This is a genomic window from Micromonospora lupini str. Lupac 08 (genome assembly GCF_000297395.2).
GTDB lineage: Bacteria > Actinomycetota > Actinomycetes > Mycobacteriales > Micromonosporaceae > Micromonospora > Micromonospora lupini.
The window spans coordinates 3,767,486-3,784,164 of record NZ_HF570108.1; the positions used below are offsets into that span (position 1 = coordinate 3,767,486).

The 16,679-nt window shown below is 73.6% G+C and carries 20 protein-coding genes, 1 tRNA gene and 1 pseudogene; 4 read left to right on the forward strand and 18 right to left on the reverse strand.

Going from position 1 to position 16,679, the window contains the following annotated elements; all coding sequences use genetic code 11:
* Positions 1-91: 91 nt before the first annotated feature.
* The 10 genes and pseudogenes from ftsR to MILUP08_RS18450 all read right to left on the reverse strand — a co-directional run bounded on the left by ftsR (position 92) and on the right by MILUP08_RS18450 (position 7,665).
* Entirely contained in the window at positions 92-793 is a 702-nt protein-coding gene (ftsR, locus tag MILUP08_RS18405; RefSeq protein ID WP_193376631.1) for a transcriptional regulator FtsR, read from the reverse strand.
* Positions 794-843: 50 nt separating this feature from the next.
* A complete protein-coding gene (gene odhI / locus MILUP08_RS18410) occupies positions 844-1,296 on the reverse strand; it encodes an oxoglutarate dehydrogenase inhibitor Odhl (protein ID WP_007071101.1) in 453 nt (150 codons plus the stop codon).
* A 217-nt stretch (positions 1,297-1,513) separates the two neighbouring features.
* Complete coding sequence (gcvH, locus tag MILUP08_RS18415) at positions 1,514-1,894, reverse strand: glycine cleavage system protein GcvH (RefSeq protein WP_007460354.1); 381 nt, start codon at positions 1,892-1,894, stop codon at positions 1,514-1,516.
* Positions 1,895-1,977: 83 nt separating this feature from the next.
* Positions 1,978-2,943 carry a DUF881 domain-containing protein gene (locus MILUP08_RS18420; protein ID WP_007460355.1) on the reverse strand — a complete coding sequence of 322 codons (966 nt, stop codon included), beginning with the start codon at positions 2,941-2,943 and terminating at the stop codon, positions 1,978-1,980.
* 11 nt (positions 2,944-2,954) lie between these two features.
* On the reverse strand, positions 2,955-3,287 hold the full coding sequence (locus MILUP08_RS18425; RefSeq protein ID WP_007460356.1) for a small basic family protein: 333 nt from the start codon (positions 3,285-3,287) through the stop codon (positions 2,955-2,957).
* On the reverse strand, positions 3,284-4,222 hold the full coding sequence (locus MILUP08_RS18430) for a DUF881 domain-containing protein (protein ID WP_007460357.1): 939 nt from the start codon (positions 4,220-4,222) through the stop codon (positions 3,284-3,286). The genes MILUP08_RS18425 and MILUP08_RS18430 overlap by 4 nt, the downstream gene beginning before the upstream one ends.
* Positions 4,219-4,850 (reverse strand): annotated as a pseudogene (gene clsA, locus MILUP08_RS18435) (cardiolipin synthase ClsA). Before clsA ends, MILUP08_RS18430 begins: the two are co-directional and overlap by 4 nt.
* A gap of 293 nt (positions 4,851-5,143) precedes the next feature.
* Entirely contained in the window at positions 5,144-5,608 is a 465-nt protein-coding gene (locus MILUP08_RS18440) for a MarR family winged helix-turn-helix transcriptional regulator (protein ID WP_039906243.1), read from the reverse strand.
* A 56-nt stretch (positions 5,609-5,664) separates the two neighbouring features.
* The gene (locus tag MILUP08_RS18445) at positions 5,665-6,843 is read right to left on the reverse strand and encodes a PP2C family protein-serine/threonine phosphatase (RefSeq protein ID WP_007460361.1); all 1,179 of its coding nucleotides are present in this window, start codon (positions 6,841-6,843) and stop codon (positions 5,665-5,667) included.
* A gap of 75 nt (positions 6,844-6,918) precedes the next feature.
* Positions 6,919-7,665: an SAM-dependent methyltransferase gene (locus MILUP08_RS18450; RefSeq protein WP_007460362.1), complete on the reverse strand. Its 747-nt coding sequence runs from the start codon at positions 7,663-7,665 to the stop codon at positions 6,919-6,921.
* 113 nt (positions 7,666-7,778) lie between these two features.
* On the opposite strand from MILUP08_RS18450, the gene MILUP08_RS18455 reads away from it, so the two are divergent.
* From MILUP08_RS18455 to MILUP08_RS18465, 3 genes are all read left to right on the forward strand, one after another.
* A complete protein-coding gene (locus MILUP08_RS18455) occupies positions 7,779-8,651 on the forward strand; it encodes a universal stress protein (RefSeq protein ID WP_007460363.1) in 873 nt (290 codons plus the stop codon).
* Positions 8,652-8,723: 72 nt separating this feature from the next.
* Positions 8,724-8,936, forward strand: a complete 213-nt coding sequence (locus MILUP08_RS18460) for a hypothetical protein (protein WP_007460364.1) — start codon at positions 8,724-8,726, stop codon at positions 8,934-8,936.
* Entirely contained in the window at positions 8,933-9,409 is a 477-nt protein-coding gene (locus tag MILUP08_RS18465; RefSeq protein ID WP_007460365.1) for a hypothetical protein, read from the forward strand. The genes MILUP08_RS18460 and MILUP08_RS18465 overlap by 4 nt, the downstream gene beginning before the upstream one ends.
* On the opposite strand, the gene MILUP08_RS18470 is transcribed toward MILUP08_RS18465, so the two are convergent.
* On the reverse strand, positions 9,406-9,612 hold the full coding sequence (locus MILUP08_RS18470) for a hypothetical protein (RefSeq protein WP_007460366.1): 207 nt from the start codon (positions 9,610-9,612) through the stop codon (positions 9,406-9,408). The genes MILUP08_RS18465 and MILUP08_RS18470 overlap by 4 nt on opposite strands.
* A gap of 133 nt (positions 9,613-9,745) precedes the next feature.
* On the opposite strand from MILUP08_RS18470, the gene MILUP08_RS18475 reads away from it, so the two are divergent.
* Positions 9,746-10,396 (forward strand): HhH-GDP family DNA glycosylase, encoded by a 651-nt coding sequence (locus tag MILUP08_RS18475; RefSeq protein ID WP_007460367.1) that lies wholly within the window; start codon positions 9,746-9,748, stop codon positions 10,394-10,396.
* 5 nt (positions 10,397-10,401) lie between these two features.
* On the opposite strand, the gene MILUP08_RS18480 is transcribed toward MILUP08_RS18475, so the two are convergent.
* The 7 genes from MILUP08_RS18480 to MILUP08_RS35695 all read right to left on the reverse strand — a co-directional run bounded on the left by MILUP08_RS18480 (position 10,402) and on the right by MILUP08_RS35695 (position 16,656).
* Positions 10,402-10,587, reverse strand: a complete 186-nt coding sequence (locus tag MILUP08_RS18480) for a hypothetical protein (protein ID WP_039908288.1) — start codon at positions 10,585-10,587, stop codon at positions 10,402-10,404.
* Positions 10,588-10,661: 74 nt separating this feature from the next.
* The gene (locus MILUP08_RS18485) at positions 10,662-11,939 is read right to left on the reverse strand and encodes a hemolysin family protein (protein ID WP_007460370.1); all 1,278 of its coding nucleotides are present in this window, start codon (positions 11,937-11,939) and stop codon (positions 10,662-10,664) included.
* Positions 11,940-12,018: 79 nt separating this feature from the next.
* Positions 12,019-12,216, reverse strand: coding sequence for a hypothetical protein (locus MILUP08_RS18490; RefSeq protein ID WP_030327722.1), 198 nt, complete (start codon positions 12,214-12,216; stop codon positions 12,019-12,021).
* A gap of 56 nt (positions 12,217-12,272) precedes the next feature.
* Positions 12,273-13,016: a hypothetical protein gene (locus tag MILUP08_RS18495; RefSeq protein ID WP_007460373.1), complete on the reverse strand. Its 744-nt coding sequence runs from the start codon at positions 13,014-13,016 to the stop codon at positions 12,273-12,275.
* Positions 13,017-13,478: 462 nt separating this feature from the next.
* On the reverse strand, positions 13,479-15,233 hold the full coding sequence (selB, locus tag MILUP08_RS18500) for a selenocysteine-specific translation elongation factor (RefSeq protein ID WP_007460376.1): 1,755 nt from the start codon (positions 15,231-15,233) through the stop codon (positions 13,479-13,481).
* A gap of 2 nt (positions 15,234-15,235) precedes the next feature.
* Positions 15,236-16,540, reverse strand: a complete 1,305-nt coding sequence (gene selA, locus MILUP08_RS18505) for an L-seryl-tRNA(Sec) selenium transferase (protein WP_007460378.1) — start codon at positions 16,538-16,540, stop codon at positions 15,236-15,238.
* Between the two features lie 20 nt (positions 16,541-16,560).
* A tRNA-Sec gene (locus MILUP08_RS35695) sits at positions 16,561-16,656 on the reverse strand.
* Positions 16,657-16,679 lie beyond the last annotated feature (23 nt).

Genomic DNA, 16,679 nt, shown 5'->3' on the forward strand with positions numbered 1-16,679 from the left:
ACGCCCGCGCCAGAAAGGGGTTACCCCGGCAAGCCTACGGCACGCTTCGGAGAAGAGATCTTTCCGCTCCACCGCCACCTGCCGGGCACCCTCACCGACCCAACGTCGAGCGCAGCCCCACCCGCACCAACGCCGCGTGCAACTGCTCCGACAACGCCACCAACTCCCGCGCCGTCTCCGCCGCCCGCGCCCGCGCCGCCGGATCACTCTGCCGCGCCAACGGCGCCACCAACTGCGCGAACAACCCGACCTCACGATCGGCCGCACTCCGGTAACCCCGCAGATGCCGCGGCTCCAACCCGTACGCCGCCAAACCCGCCACCGCCGACGCGATGATCAACGCATCCGCGTCATACCACCCCGGCGGATCCGACACCAACACACCGAGCCGCTCCAACTCCACCAGAGTCGACTCGTCGATCCCAGAACGGGCCACCAACTCAGCCCGGCCGAGCCGCACCTGCGACGACTCGGCCGGCTCCGCCGACTCCCGACCCGGCACCGCACCATCGGGCCCCACCGCAACCAACGCCGGCCGCGACCGCTCCGGCTGCTCACCGGACGAATCCCACTGCGCCAACTGCTCACGGATCACCCGCAACGGCAGGTACCGATCCCGCTGCGCGGTCAACACGAACCGCAACCGCGCCACATCGTCCCAGCTGTACTTCCGGTAACCCGCCGCCGTCCGCTGCGGCTCCACCAGCCCCTCGGCCTCGAGGAACCGCAGCTTCGAAATGGTCGTGTCCGGGAAATCCACCCGCAACTGCCCCAGCACCTCACCGATGCTCATCAGCGGCTGGGACCGGGCCGCCCCGGGTGGCGTGGAGGCCGCAGGCTCGTTCACCCCCGGCCGGCCTCCTCCTCCGGGCGCGGACCGGCGATGAACACCACCCGGAACTTACCGATCTGAACCTCGTCACCATTGCTCAACGTGGCCGCCTCAACCCGCTCACGATTCACGTACGTGCCGTTCAGGCTACCCACGTCCCGCACCGTGAACGTCCCACCATCACGGTGGAACTCCGCGTGCCGGCGCGACACCGTCACATCGTCGAGGAAGATGTCACTGTCCGGATGCCGGCCACTGGTCGTGACATCGTGGTCCAACAGGAACCGGGCACCCGCATTCGGACCGCGACGAACCACCAGCAGCGCCATACCCGGCGGCAACGAACCGGACATCCGGCTCGGCACCACATCGGTGTCCGGCCCTTCCAGCACTTCGTCGAGCGAGCCGAGATTGAGCGTCGAGGTGACGTCGAGTGGGGGGAACTCGTCGTCTGGGCGCGTCATGGGACCACCTCACGGATCTGTTCGGTCGGCGTCGGGTAATGGCGGGTCTGGCCGCCGGGCGTTCGTTCACCCGGCGGCTGGCTCCCCGTGCCCGGGAAGGCAATTCCACAACGCTCAACTAATGGGTTCTTCTCGGTCGACTGGGCGAGCCTAGCCAGCGCCGAAATGCAGGGCAACCGGACGCGCGCAGACAACACGCACACCGGATCAAGCACACTCAGCCTTCGGTGATCTTCTGGTACGCGCCCGCCGTCAGCAACCCGTCCGTCGCCGTCGGATCGTTCGGCGTGATCTCCACCAACCAACCCGCACCGTACGGATCCGTGTTGATCAGCTCAGGAGTGTCACCCAACGCGTCGTTACGCGCCGCCACCGTGCCCGCGACCGGCGCGTAGATCTCCGACACACTCTTGGTCGACTCGATCTCACCCAGCGAGTCACCGGCCGCCACGACCGCACCCGCCTCCGGCAACTGCACGTACACGATGTCACCCAACGCGTCCTGCGCGAAGTGCGTGATGCCGACCCGGACCGAGCCGGTGCCGTCACCCGCCACCCACTCATGCTCGGCGGTGTATCGCAGATCCTCGGGAATCACCAGACGCGTCCTCATCCATCGGTGCCCCGGACCACCCGGGCCCGGCGCGGCCGCGCCGGTCAGGAGACCGGACGGGCGTGTTCCTACTTGGTCGGCACGTGCAGCGCCGAAACCTCGGCAACCTCACGCTCCCCAAACGTCACGTTACCGCCGTCACCCCGGACCGACGCGACCACCCCACCAGGAATGTTCAACGCCGTACGCATCGTCGCCGGATCACCGATCACCGTGATCGTGAACGGCCCCGTCAACCGACGCCCCTCCACCATCAACGACCCGTTGTCCCCATCCAGGAAGTACGTCGATGCGATCACCCGCACCGTCGCCCGGTCACCACCGGAGATCTGCATCGCCTCCGCGCCCGCGCCCCGCAACTCCTGCACCGCGTCCAACACCCGGTCCGCCGTGATCGGCTTGATCCCGTTGCTGGTGAACTGCACCGTCAACCCCGGCCCCACCGCCGGCAACGTACCCGCCAGAATCCCCAGCTCGTCCGCCCGACGAGTCGCCTCGTCCAACGCCGCCTGCCGACCCTGCGCACCCGAGGCCAACTGCCGCTGACTGTCCTCCAACGCCCGAATATCCTGCTGCAGGCGATTCTCCCGCGCATCCAGATCCGACAGGATCCGCACCAGGTCCTCCTGACGCGTCGCCCCCAACGTCGGATCCGTCGACGTCGTCCGCAACTGCACCACCAGGGTGAACCCCAGCAGCGCCAACAACGCCGCGATCATCACCCCCGCAGCACTGAACCGCGACCGACCCGCCACCACCGGCGCAGTCGGCTCAACCACCGGCTCGTCGACCGGTTCACCCGCACGCGACACCGCGCTCAGGTCCACCGTCGCACCGTCATCGACCGGCGCCACCCCGGGCTCCGCACCCGGCGACTCCGGCTCCTCCGCCGGCCCATGCGGCGCCAACGGACTCAACTCGTCCGGATCCGGCGCGTCCGGCCGCGGATCCGGCTCACCCGCCGGACCACCCGGCCGACCCGGCTCCGCCGGCCGCGGCCAACCCGTCCCCGTCTCCGCCTGCTCGTCGCTCATCGCCCTCAAACCTACGCCCGGAACAGGTGCCGACGGATCGCCGCCACATTCCCGAAGATCCGCACACCCAGAACGACGACCACACCGGTGGACAACTGCCCGCCCACCCCCAACTGGTCACCCAGATACACGATCAGACCCGCCACCAGCACGTTCGAGATGAACGACACCACGAACTGCTTGTCGTCGAAGATGCGGTCCAACTTCGCCCGCACCCCACCGAACACCGCGTCCAACGCGGCGACCACCGCGATCGGCAGGTACGGCTGCAACGCCGCCGGCACCGTGGGATCAAGCCACACGCCCAGCACCACACCGGCGAGCAACGCCAGCACCGCGATCATCCGCCACCTCCGGAAGGGCTAGCGGTCCCCGGTGAACCCGACGACCCAGGACTGCCGGACCGGACACCCGACCCCGAAGGGCTCGGACTGACCGACGGCTTGGCGTAGCGTAGCTGCGGCTCCGGAGCCGCCGGCAGAGTGAGGTCCTCCGCCTTGCGCACACCGAACGACAGCCCGGTCTTCTGCGCGACCTCCCGCATCACCGCCGCGTTCCGACTGTCCTCGAACGTGCGCCGCATCGACCCCGGCCCGATCGCCGACACCTCGTACGGCCCCGTCACCGGCCGGAAATCCACCAGGATCGCCTCACCCGCCGTACGGATCGTCGACGTCGACGTCAACCGCTGACCGTTGATCGAGATCGCCTCCGCGCCGGCGCTCCACAACGCGTTCGCCACACCCTGCAGATCGCTGTACAGCACCTGCGACGGCCCCGCGCCCTTACCGGTCACCGCGTCCGCGTTGCCCGGAGCGTCCGCCAGACGCACCACCACACCGTCACCCCGCACCCGACCCAGCCCGGTGACCGCCTCCAGGTCCCGCAGACGCGCCGCCGCGGAGCCGCTCAACGCCGCGTCCCGCTGCCGGCTGACCTCCTCACGCAACTGGTCCGCGCGCGCCGACAACCGGTCGGTCTGACTCTCCCGCTCCTTGATCTGCGCCACCAACCCGGAGCGGGCCTGGGCACGCCCCGGCTCGTCCGCCATCGTCTGGCGATACGCCACCGCGAACAGGAAACCCAGCACCACCACCACGACCAGGCTGACCGACCGCGCCGGCCAACCCCGGGACGCGTCCGGCGACGACGCCACCCGCCGGCGCGCGGCCGCCGCGTCGGCGTACCCCGGATCCAGGGGGTTGCGGAACAGTTCGGTCAGGAAGTCCGGGGCGTACACCCGATCCGGACGGGGACGCTCGGGCGGCGTCGCGCTCACGCGGCCGCTCCCGGGCCGCGCGCCGCGCGCACCAGCCGCGCCGCCTGCACCACGTACATCGCGCCGGCCACCCAGTAGAGCACCAGCCCCCACCAGGCAACCCCCAGCCGATCGCTGCCGTCGCCGTCGCCGCGTCGCTCCACTCGGTGGCCAACAGCAGCACCGGGAACGCCGCGAGCAGCAGGAAGGTGGCGGTCTTGCCCACGTAGTGCACCGGCGGCGGCCCGTACCCGTAGCGGCGCAGCACCGCCAGCGAGCCGAGCAGCAGCGCCTCCCGGGCCAGCAGCGCCGCCGTGAACTGCCACGGCACCACCTCGCGGGCGGTGAAGGCGAGCAGCGTGGCGAGGATGTACAGCCGGTCGGCGAGAGGGTCGAGCAGCTCCCCGAGCCGGCTCACCTGACGAAGCCGGCGGGCGATCCAGCCGTCGACCCAGTCGGTGGTGCCGCCGATGGCCAGCACCACCACCGCCGCCACGTCCGCGCGGGCCACCAGGAACAGGTAGAGGAACAGGGGTACGCCCAGCAGGCGCCCGAAGCTGATGAGGTTGGGCAGGGTGAGCACCTGGTCGCCGGGGGTCTGGTCACCGGTGTCCCGCGGATGCTCTGCCCGAGCCGGCCGACGCGACACCGAACCTCCTCCACCGCACGCTCCGTCGCCAGACCGAGATCGGGCGCGGCGGAGGTCGTACGCGCTGTCGGGCCGGCAACCGCCGGCTCCCCTGCGGCCCCGGGATGGGACCTCTGCCCTGATGCGGCCCGCGCTCTCGATGATCACGGGGCCGGCTGAGTGCGCTGCCACTATATCGGGCTCGTTCGCCCGCCTCGGCCGCCGCCGCGCGTCGTCGGTGCGGCAGTGCCGCACTGTGGTGTGGATCACCACGCGTAAAGCGTCCTAGGATACTAGTGGAAGGGAGTGGCGGCTCAGGCCGTCTGGACCGCCTGATCGGTCTGCTGCTCCGGCACCGTCTGCGTCGCCGCGCGACCGAAGGCGAGCAACGACAGCAACAGATCGTGCTGCATCCGCTGCGGCATCCTGTCCAGCACGGCCTGCACCGCGCGCTGCCGCCGCTCCGCCAACTCCCGCAGCAGGGTCAGGGCGGCGGGAGTCGGCACCAACCGCACCTCCCGCCGGTCGCGGGGGTCGGCCACCCGGCGCAACAGACCGGTCGCCTCCAGGCGGTCGCAGAGGCGGCTGGCCGAGGAGGGCACCACGTCCAGCAGCTCCGCGAGGCCGTTGACGTTTGTCTCCCGCCGACCGCTGATCAGCATCAGCACCCGCAGCTGGGTCGGTGGCACCTGGTGCCGCGAGGCAGCCGAGTCGAGCACGGCGATCAGCGTCTCGGCGGCCGCGTCGATCGCCGAGGCGAGATCCGCAGGTCGCTCCACCCGATGTCCCCTGCCGTCGTCGCGCTGGTGCCCGCCCGGCGCGGCGGCGGCGACCCTCATCCGCCGTCCCGCTCACGCGGACCATGCCAGTCCAGGCAGACGACGACGGCGTCGTCGCGCAAATCGGAATCCGCGTGGTAGGCGTGCAGTTCGCGCATCACCGTACCAACCGCCTCGGTCGCCGGCTGCAACCGCGTGGCCCGCAGGGACCGGGCCATCATCCGCTGCCCGTACGGCTCCCGCCCCGCCGGCTCGGCCGCCCACACCCCGTCGCTGACGACGAAGACGCGGTCGCCCGGGGAGAGCAGGAACTCCTGCACCTCGTAGCGGGTCTCGGCGAACATGCCCAGCGGCAGCTGCTGCTCCAGCTTCATCGGCTCGACCGTCGCGCCCCGCATCCGCAGCAGGTGCGGTGAACCGGCGTCGACCGCCCGCACCCGCCCCGTGTGGATGTCCAGCTCCAGCAGCAGCGTGGCCACGTGCCGACGGCCCCGGTGCTGGTAGTAGACGGTGTCCGACGCCAGTTCCGCCTGCTCCACGAGGCCACCGTCGGAACGGCGGGCGTTGCGCATCGCGTTCACGGTGACCGCCGTCAGCAGCGACGCGGCCAGGCCACTGCCCTCGCCGTTGAGCACCGTCAGGGTGAGCCGGTCACCGTCCAACGACCAGTCGAAGTGGTCCCCACCGACGGTGTACGCCGGCTCCAACTGCCCGGCCAGGTGAAAGGCGCGGTGCGCCACGCTGCGACCGGGCAGCAGATCCCACTGCATCTCGGCGGCCATGCTGAGCCGCTCCCGGCGACGGGCCCGCCGATAGCGGTCGGTCTCCCGGTCCGCGGCCCGCATCGCCACCGCCAGGTCCCCGGCGATGTCCGTGGCGTGGCCGGTGACCGCCGGGCCCGGCACCGTCGGCAGCTCGATGAGCAGGACGCCCAGCCGCTCCCCCCACACCGTCAGCGGCAGATAGAGCCGGCACGCGCCGTCCTCGAGCCCGTCGCGCACCGGCTGCTGGCTGGAGAAGCAGCGCTGCGCCACGGTGTGCCGGGCCAGGGCGCCGGCCGCCGGCAGGTCCGGATCCAGCACCGGCCAGAGCCCGCTGATCCGGTAGTCGGCGACGAACACGTCGGTGCGCAACGCGCCCAACGCCGACCGGATCGCCCGGTCCGCCGCCTCCGCCAACTGGTCGGGCGCGGCCTCGCGCAGCGCGCGCGACACCCCGTCCGGCGCGTCCACCATGGTTGGTCGTCCCTCCAGAAACTTGCTACAGGGCAAGCATCATACGGACGCCGCCGGACAACCGGTCGTCGCGGGTCAGTCGGCCCCCCGCGTCGCCAGTACGCCGTGGAACGCGTCCGGCACCTCGGCGGGCGGGTCGACGGGCCGCCACCGCTGGACCGGAAGGATCCCGTCCGACGTCGGCGTCCACCGGCCCAGCAGCGGGGCGAACGCCGCCGGGGGACGCATCCGGAACGCCGGCCCCATCATCGCCAGCGCCTGGGGATGAGCCGCCAACTCCTCGGTGTCGAAGTCCACGGCCAGCAGGCTGCCCGGCGCCGCGGCCGCGTACAGCTCGTCAAGGGTGCGCGTGAGCGTGGCGTCGTCGAGGAACGCGGCGAGCCCGAGGAAGACCACCCCCACCGGCCGCCGCCCCCACCCCGGGACGAATCGGTGCAGCTGGGCCGGGTCGATCGTGCCGATGTCGGTGGCGTCGCCGTAGCCGTAGCCCGCCCGGTCGCTGTCGGCGAGGATCCGCTGCCCGAGCCGGATGGTGACCGGGTCGACGTCGGTGTAGAGCACCGTGGCCTCGGCGGCGACCTCGTGCACGTTGCCCCTCGTGGGCACGCCCGCACCGAACACCAGGAAGCCGTCCACGCCCTGCTCGACGATCGCCCGCACCGCCCGGCCGAGGAACGCCCGCAGCTCCCGGAAGACCGGCGCGCACGGTCCGTACGCCTGCTCGAAGGCGCCCGCGGCGGCCACGTCGACGTCGAAGTGGTGCTCCCCGCCGAGCCAGAAGTCGATCATACGAGCGGTGCTCGGCTCGTCCGGTTCACCCATCGACGACGCTCCTCCCCGTCCGGTCGCCGCCAGCGTACCGACCCGGGCCCGACCGGAGGTATCGCTCCGCCGCGCCGCCACGCCCGCGATACTGGCCCGGCGGGAGGTGGGCGGTGAACTCGGCGGCGGTGGTGGTCGGCGTGGACGGCTCGGAACCGTCCCTGCGCGCGGTGCGCCTGGCCGCCACCGAGGCCGTCCGCCGGCACCGGCCGCTGCGGGTGGTGCACGGGTTCATCTGGCCGCTGCTGCACGTGCCCGCCTCCCCCACGCCCGACGCGCCGCCCGGCGCCGGACTGCGCCAGCGGGCCCGGGAGCTGGTCGCCGCCGCGGTGACCGAGGCCGAGGCGACCGCGCCCGGGCTGACGGTCTCCGGTGAGATCATCGACGGCGAGGCGGCAGCGGTCCTGGTCGGCGAGTCCCCCACCGCCGCGCTCGTCGTCCTCGGCGACCGCGGGCTGGGCGGCTTCTCCGCGCTTGTCGTCGGCTCGGTGGCGGTGCAGGTCTGCGCGTACGCCGACTGCCCGGTGCTGGTGGCCCGCGGCGACGAACGGGCGGACGAGCCGGTGGTGGTGGCGATCGACGGTTCGGCGGCGTCCCGGCTCGCCGCCGACTTCGCCGCCGAGACCGCACTGGCGCGCGGCGTGCCGCTGCGCGCCGTGCACGCCTACCGGCATCCCGGCAGCAGCGGCCCCGGTGACATGCAACCCCTGGTGTACGACGAGGCGCAGCTGCACGGCGAGCAGGAACGGATGCTCACCGGCTGGCTGGACGGGCTTACCGAACGCCACCCGGGGCTGCGGCTGACCTGCCGGGCGACGCACGGCCGCGCCGGCGCGGTCCTCGCGGAGGCGTCGGGCGACGCCCAACTCATGGTCGTCGGGGGGCAGGGGCGCGGCGAGGTGACCGGCTTGCTGCTGGGGTCGGTGAGCCAGTCGGTGCTGCACCACGCCCGTTGCCCGGTCGCCGTGGTCCGCGGCCCCCGCTGACCGGGCGGGGTTGGCCCGCCGCCAGACGGGTAGACGGCCGCGGTACGCCAACGGCGACGAAGGAGGCAGCAGATGCCAGGACCACGGCCGGGCAGCAACGCGTACGACAAGCAGCGCGCGCGGATGCGCAACGCGATCGACGACTCGGGACGCCGGGTGCCCGACGGCAAGGCCAACCAGGTCGCGAACCGGATCCTGCAGGAGGATCGCGGCCAACGGGGCGTCGTACGCGGCGAGCGCACCTACGGCCCCAAGAGTGAACGCGAACCGGGCGACCCGAAGTGAGGGGGGTCGACCTGGCCGACGGCGCCATCGCGGGCGCCGTCGGCAGCACCGCGCTCAACGTCGTCGGCTATCTGGACATCGCCCTGCGGGCACGGCCGGCGAGCAGCACGCCCGAACAGACCGTCGACCGGCTGGCCGGCATCGCGCACCTGGACCTGGGGTCGGGGCCCCGGGCGGCGAACCGCCGCTCGGGGCTCGGGGCCCTCGTCGGCTACGGGCTGGGCATCGCCGCCGGCGTGGCGTTCGCGGCGTACGCCGGTGGTCGGCGCCAGCCCCTGCCGATGGCCACCGGCGTGCTCGGCGCCGGCGTGATGGCGATGACCGACGGGTCCATCACGGTGCTGGGGATCAGCGACCCGCGCACGTGGCGGCGCTCCGACTGGATCTCCGACATCATCCCGCACCTGGCGTACGGACTGACGGCCGCCGCCACCTGGAACAGGTTGCGGCGGCCGTCAGGTCGCGACCGTTAGGACCGGGTGTCGCTGTCGTCCTCGGCGACCGGCTCACCCGCCGGGCCGTACGGCGACACCTGGCCCTTGGGCACCGGCCGACCGGCGTCTCCGCGCGACGAGCCACGGTTGAGCGGATGCCCGGCCGGCTGGGGCCCCTTGCTGTCCTGACTCGTCGCTCCCTTGGCGTTACGCCGGAACTCCTCCTGCTGCGGGTTGACCACTGGTGTCTCCCTCCCGGTACGGCAGGCGGTGTCGACCGCCTCCGCCGGGGGCATACCCGTCCGGCCGGACGGCATTCCGGTCCCGCCCCGCGCCCGCAGGGCTAGCCGCGCCCAGGGCGGGTACGCAGCGAGTGTGGGTGACGACCGAGCGGTGGTGCGGGTCCTGCTGGACCGACGCAGCCACACGTACGCCGAGGAGGCCGGGATCCGGCTCGCCGACCGTCCCGGTCCGCTGTACCAGCTGCTGGTGCTGGCCACCCTGCTGAGCACCCGGATCCGGGCGTGCGTGGCGGTCGACGCCGCGCGGGAGCTGTTCGCGGCCGGCTACCGCACACCGCAGGCGATGGAGGCGGCGACCTGGCAGCAGCGGGTCGACGCGCTGGGCCGCGGTCACTACCGCCGCTACGACGAGCGCACCGCCACCATGCTCGGCACCGGCGCCCGGCTGTGTCTGGACCGCTGGCACGGCGACCTGCGGCGGCTGCACCGCGACGCTCAGGGCGACCCGTCCGGGCTGCGCCGACGGCTCACCGAGTTCCCCGGCATCGGGCCCACCGGCGCGGACATCTACCTGCGGGAGGCCCAGACGGTGTGGTCGGACCTGCGTCCGTACGCCGACCGTCGGGCCCTCGCCGGCGCGAAGCGGCTGGGCCTGCCCGGCTCACCGGACCGACTGGCCGGGCTGGTCGACGAACCGGACTTCGGCCGGCTCGCCTCGGCGCTGGTCCGGGTGGCGCTCGGCGAGGAGTCCGCCGGCGAGGTCACCCGCGTCGCCGCCGGGTGAGGCGCTCACTTGACGGTCTTGTCTCCCGGCCGCGTCAGGTACCACACGCCGAGCGCGGCGAGCAGCGCCAGGACGACCACCCCGCCGGAGATGCCACGGCCCTCCTCGGGGCTGCGGCCGGCGCTGCCGAAGTAGATCACCGCGAGGCCGGCGAGCACGGTGACGAACGTACGCAACCCTCGGTCCTTCACGTACCGCACGGTAGGAGGCGGGGCAGGCAGGCCGGGCCTTTTCGGGCGTCCTGTCCCCCGTCCGGGCGACACGGTCAACGCTCCGGGACGAACCCACTCAGCCGCACCCGCCGCACCGCCCGGTCGGCGACCTCCACCACCTCGATGGTCAATCCGGGCAACCGCACGGTCTCGCCCGGTTCACCCGGCAGGTGACCCAACCGTGCCAGCACCAGGCCGGCCACCGTCGTGTACTCCCGCGAGAGCGGGAAGCTCAGTCGCACCCCCAGGTCGGGCAGGTCGTGCAGGGGGAAGTCACCGGTCACCAGCAGCGACCCGTCCGGCTCCCGGACCACGCCGCGCACGTCGCGGTCGGTCTCGTCGTACAGCTCGCCGACGACCTCGGCCAGCAGGTCCTCCAGCGTGACGATGCCGTCGATGCCGCCGTGCTCGTCGACGACGAGGGCGAGTTGCTGGTGTTCCTGGCGCAACCGGCGAAGCGCGTCGGCCACCGGCAGGGTGACCGGCAGCAGCAACGGCGACCGGACCCGCTCCCCCACCGTCCCGGCGCCGGCCCGCACCAGATCGCGGATGTGCACCACGCCGATCACCTCGTCGAGCCCGCCGGGGCCGGTCACCGGGGCGCGGGACCGGCCCGCGACGGCCAGCAGGCGTACCCCCTCGTCGGCAGCCAGGTCGGTCGGCAGCGTGGTCACCTCCCGGCGGGCCACCAGGATCTCCCGCAGCGTCCGACCGGCGATGTCGAACGCGCCGGTCAGGATCTCCCGCTGCTGCGCCGACAGGCCACGCTGACTGACAAGCATCTCCCGCAGCTCCTCCTCGGTCATCTCCTCCCGGCTGGCCCGAGGGTCCCCGCCGGCCAGTCGGACCACCCGGTCGGTGGCCCAACTGAGCAGCCACACCGCCGGGCGCGACACCCGGGCGAGCAGGTCCAGCGGCCCGGCGCTGAGCAACGCCCACCGCTCGGCACGCTGCATGGCCAGCCGCTTGGGCGCCAACTCGCCAAGCACCAACGTGACGAAGGTCAGCGCCACCGTCACCAGCAGCACCGCGGCCGGGCGGGCCGCCGCGCCGAGGAAGCCCAGCGGGCCGACCAGCGGCTGGGCGAGCGACACCGCCGCGGCCGCCGAGGCGAGGAACCCGGCCAGGGTGATGCCGAGCTGGATGGTGGCCAGGTAGCGGTTCGGGTCCCGGGAGAGCCGGACCAGCCGGTCACCGGCGCGGGTCCGCCGCCCCAACCGTCGCAGCTGCCCCTCCCGCAGCGTCACCAGCGCCATCTCGCTGCCGGAGAGCGCGGCGTTGACAAGCACCAGCACGGCCACCAGCGCCACCTGCCCCAGCTGACCGCCCACCGCGCACCCCCGTTGACCGCCTCAGGTCACCTAACCGCAGCGCGCCCGGCTCCGGGTCCCGTTCCGGCCGTCCGGGCGCTCAGTCGACCTCCAGGTCGTCCAGCGAGATGGCGTGAGTCATCAACCAGCGGGCCAGCGCCGACATGCCGAACAGCCACAGCGGCACCGACTCGGTGGGGCCGTTTGTCGCGTAGATGGCGAACCGCAGGTCCGGCGCGCGGTACGCCTCGATCCGCCACCGGTGCTGCCGGTCCCGCCAGACCGCCGAAGGGTCCATGGCGTCACCGTAGGTGACCACCGACGGTCCGGGGGCAGGTTAGCCCGGCACCGGGATCAGCCCGGCACCACCGCGACGCCGAGCAGCGCACGCGCGGCGGACACCAACGCGGCGATGCCGATCCCGGCGAGCAGCAACCAACCGACACCGCGCCACCCCGAGCCGCGGTCGGGCGGCGGCGCCGAGGGTGGTCTCCACATCTCGCGGTACGACCAGGCCAGCACACCCACCCCGAACGGGAGGAGCCCGATCCAGTACCAGAACCAGCGGGTGCCGACCAACGGTGGAGCGCCGCCGACCAGCCGAACCAGCCACAGCAGGGTCACCGCGCCGGCGAGCAGCCCGGCTGCGTCGGCGATCCGGTGCGCCGCAGCGCCGGCGCTCTGCCACGGCCCCGCCACCGCAGCGAGTCTCGCGTCCAACCCGGCGGGCAGCTCCGTCGATTCCGGCCCGCCGGGGTGCGACTGCGCATCGGGCGGCTCGCCGAAGGCGTACCGGATTCGGCCGCTCGGCACGCTCCAGGCGAGCATCTCGCCCTGCGTGTCGTATCGCGGCTGCGGACGGCTGCCCCAGTACGCGTCGTCGTCGACCCAGCCCGACGCCCGCTGGTAGGTCACCACCCGGCCGGCCGCCAGATCCCGGTCAAGCTGCGCTGCCGTCGTCTCACGCGGCTCCACCCACCAGGCCAGCGACGCCCACAGCACCCACAGCACCGGCAACGCCCAGCGCAACGCGACCGGGACGAGGGCCCGCCACCGGCCACCGGACGGCCGCGACGGGGCCGGGGGCAGCTCGACCATCCCCCCACCATGGCAGCCGGTCACACTCCCGTCAGCCCCGAGGACGCCGCAACACGTCACGCATCCGTCGCCGGTCACCCGCCGCGCGCCTTTCAACGTCGCTCGGTGTCACCACTTCATCGGTCACCACTCGGTGACTCAGTGTTTGGCTCGGGTCGGGTACCCCCACCCCACTCCGCCCCTTTGCTCTGCTTCAACGGACGCAACACCGACCCTGAGCAGGCGAAAGCTCGCCTCGCCGTCGTCGACACAAGATCGGCGAGTATCGCCCTGCGTAACTGTTGCGTCCGTTGAAGCAGAGCAAAGGGCCCGGGTAGGACAGGTGGTGCTTCTACCGCCGTCACGCCACGTCACGGCCAGCTCCCGGCCTGGGCCGCCGCCTGCGAACGCGGGCGGGCCGCCCAACGCGCCGGGCACCGCGACGAGCGTACGAACACGACAGGCCCGCGTGCCGCCGCTTGTTCAGGTGACGACGACCCGGGCGTCGTCGGGTAGGCGGCGGGTGGCACCGCGACGGTCCAGCAACTCCAGCAGCGGCACCGCCACCCGGCGGGTGGTGTCCAACGCCTGCCGGGCCGCGGACAGGGTGAACGGCTGGGGCAGCCCGGCCAGCACGGTCACCGCCGCGTCGAGCGCGTCGGGCAGCAGCACCACGGTGTCGGCAAGCCGCAGCAGCGCGCCGGCGCGTACCGCCGCTCCGATCTCCCGGGGGCCCAGGCCCAGGTCGACGAGGCGGTCCGCCTCGGGGGCGCGAAACGGCCGGTCGGCGTACTCGGCGCGGACGCGCTGCACGGCCCGGGCCACCGGTTCCGGCAGGGTGTCGACGGCGGGCGTGCCGATCCGCCCGCCGTGGACCCGCAGCGGCGGGCGGATCAGCGCCTCGACAAGCGCCCGGTCGGGCAGGGCGAGGCGTTGACGCAGCGCGTCCACGGGCATGCCCGGCTCCAACGGATGCTCCCGCGCGTACCGGCCGACCTCCTCGGTGAGCTGCTCGCCCAGCCGCTGCCAGTGCGCGGGGTCGGCCAGCCAGTCACCGGCCACCGGCGTGGCCTGCACCGGCACGCCCATCCGCCGCAGCGCGCCGACCCGGACCAGACGACGGCGGCGCAGCTCACCGGCCAGGTCGGGTCGACCGTCGAGGTCGGCGAGGACCGTCGCGCGGGCGGCGGCCGCACCTCGCCGCGACAGCGGCGGCGGCGCCACGTCGAGGACCCGTACGCCGCCGGTCACGTGGTGTCGGCCGGGGTCACGCAGCAACGCCCGGTCTCCGACCAGCAGCGGCAGCGGGCGGGCCAGTCGCAGCCGGACGGTGTCCGCGCCGAGCGGGCGCACGCGCACCGGCACCGCCGCCGACCCCACGTGCAGGGTGAGGGTGGCGGGCAGGTCGACGGCCGGGTCGCCGGTGAGCCGCACGTCGATGACGTCGGTACGGTGGAACCGGCCCGGGGTGAGCAGCGCGTCGCCGCGGCCGAGCCGGTCCCGGGGCGTACCGCGCAGGTTGACCGCGACCCGGGCCACTGCCGCCACCTCCGGACGGGCCTCGCCCATGCAGTGCAGGCCCCGAACCCGGACCGTCTCCTCGGCCCCGGCCAGCTCCAGCACGTCGCCGACGCGCAACCGGCCGGCGCCCAGGGTGCCGGTGACGACGGTGCCGCTGCCCCGCACGGTGAAGCTGCGGTCCACCCAGAGACGCACCGGGTCGTCCACGGTGGGGGCGGGCAGCCGGGCGGCGAGCCGGTCCAGCGCGGCCCGCAGCTCCGGCAGGCCGGCGCCGGTCAGTCCACTGACCGCCACCGTCTCCACCGCACCGAGGCTGCTCGCCGCGATCTCGGCGCGGGCGCGTTCCGCCGCCGGCGCGGGGTCGGCCAGGTCCGCGCGGGTCACCACCAGCAGGCCGTGCCCGACGCCGAGCGCGTCGAGCGCCGCCAGATGCTCGGCGGACTGCGGCATCCACCCCTCGTCGGCGGCGACCACGAGCATCGCGGCGGGCACCGGGCCGACGCCCGCGAGCATGTTCGGCACGAACCGTTCGTGCCCGGGCACGTCGACGAAGGCGATGGTGGCGCCGGACGGCAACGTCGTCCAGGCGAAACCCAGGTCGATGGTCATGCCTCGGCGGCGTTCCTCGGCCCACCGGTCCGGTTCCATCCCGGTCAACGCCCGGACCAGCGTCGACTTGCCGTGGTCGACGTGCCCGGCGGTGGCGACGACGAACATGCTCAGTCGTCCCCGGGAACGCGCAGCACGGCCGCCAGGACCGCCTCGTCGGCGTCGACGGGCACACAGCGCAGGTCGAGCAGGAGCCGGCCCCGCACCACCCGGCCGAGCACCGGTTGGTCGCCGGTGCGCAGCGGCACGGCGTACCGCTCGGGCAGGCTCAGCACCCACGAGTCCAGCTCGACGCCGGGGGCGCCGCCGCCGCCGACCACGGCGACCGCCGGGACGACCTCCGCCTTGCGGCCGTCCGCGCCGAGGCGGTCACGCAGCAGCTCCACCCGGCGGCGCAGGGCGGCCGGGTCGGCGTGCAGCGCGGTACGCGTCGGCGTGTCCGGGCGGTGCAGGGTGGCGGCCAGCGCGGCCAGGGTCAGTTTGTCCACGCGCAGCGCCCGGGCCAGCGGGTGGCGGCGCAGCCGTTCGACAAGGGTGGCGTCGCCGAGCAGCAGGCCGGCCTGGGGGCCGCCGAGCAACTTGTCGCCGCTCGCGGTGACCAGGGCCGCGCCGGCGCGCAGGGTGCCGGCGGCGTCCGGTTCGTCGGGCAGCAGCGGATCCGGCGCGAGCAGCCCGGAGCCGATGTCGGCGACGACAGGCACGTCGAGCGTGGCCAGTTGGCGTACCGGTGTGGCCGAGGTGAAGCCGGTGATCTGAAAGTTCGACGGGTGCACCTTGAGCACGAACCCGGTCTGCGGGCCGACGGCCGCGGCGTAGTCGTCGAGCGTGGTGCGGTTGGTGGTGCCCACCTCACGCAGGCGGGCGCCGGTGCTCTCCAGCAGGTCCGGCAGGCGGAAACCGTCGCCGATCTCGACCAGTTCGCCGCGGCTGACCACGATCTCCCGGCCGGCGGCCAACGCGGTGGCGGCCAGCACCAGCGCGGCGGCGCCGTTGTTGACCACGTGCACGGCGGCGGCGGCCGGCACGGCGGCGGCCAGGGCGTCGAGCGCGTCCCGGCCGCGACGCGCCCGCCGGCCCGTGCGCAGGTCCAGCTCGACGTCGGTGTGCCCGGTGGCCGCCGCGACGGCGGCGACGGCGGTGGGTGACAGCGGCGCCCGGCCCAGATTGGTGTGCAGCACGACGCCTGTGGCGTTGAGCACCGTGCGTGGACCCGGGGCGGGCAGTCCGGCGAGCGCGGCGTCGCGGACCTCGTCGGGCGCGATCTCACCGCGGCGGGCCCGCTCCTGCGCGTGGACGACGGCGGCCTTGACGCGGTCCCGGCCGAGGGTCGCGACGGCCGCGGCCAGCCGCGGGTCGGCGAGCAGGGTGTCGGTGCGGGGCACCCGGCGTCGCGGGTCCACGCTGCCGTCGCGCATCACGTCACTCCTGCCGCCGTTGGCGGAGACGGACGGGAATCGAACCCGCCTGGCCCGGGTCCCGGACCACACCGGTTTTGAAGACCGGGAGGGGCACCAGCCGCCTGAACGCCTCCGTCGGACATTCGATCACAACGGC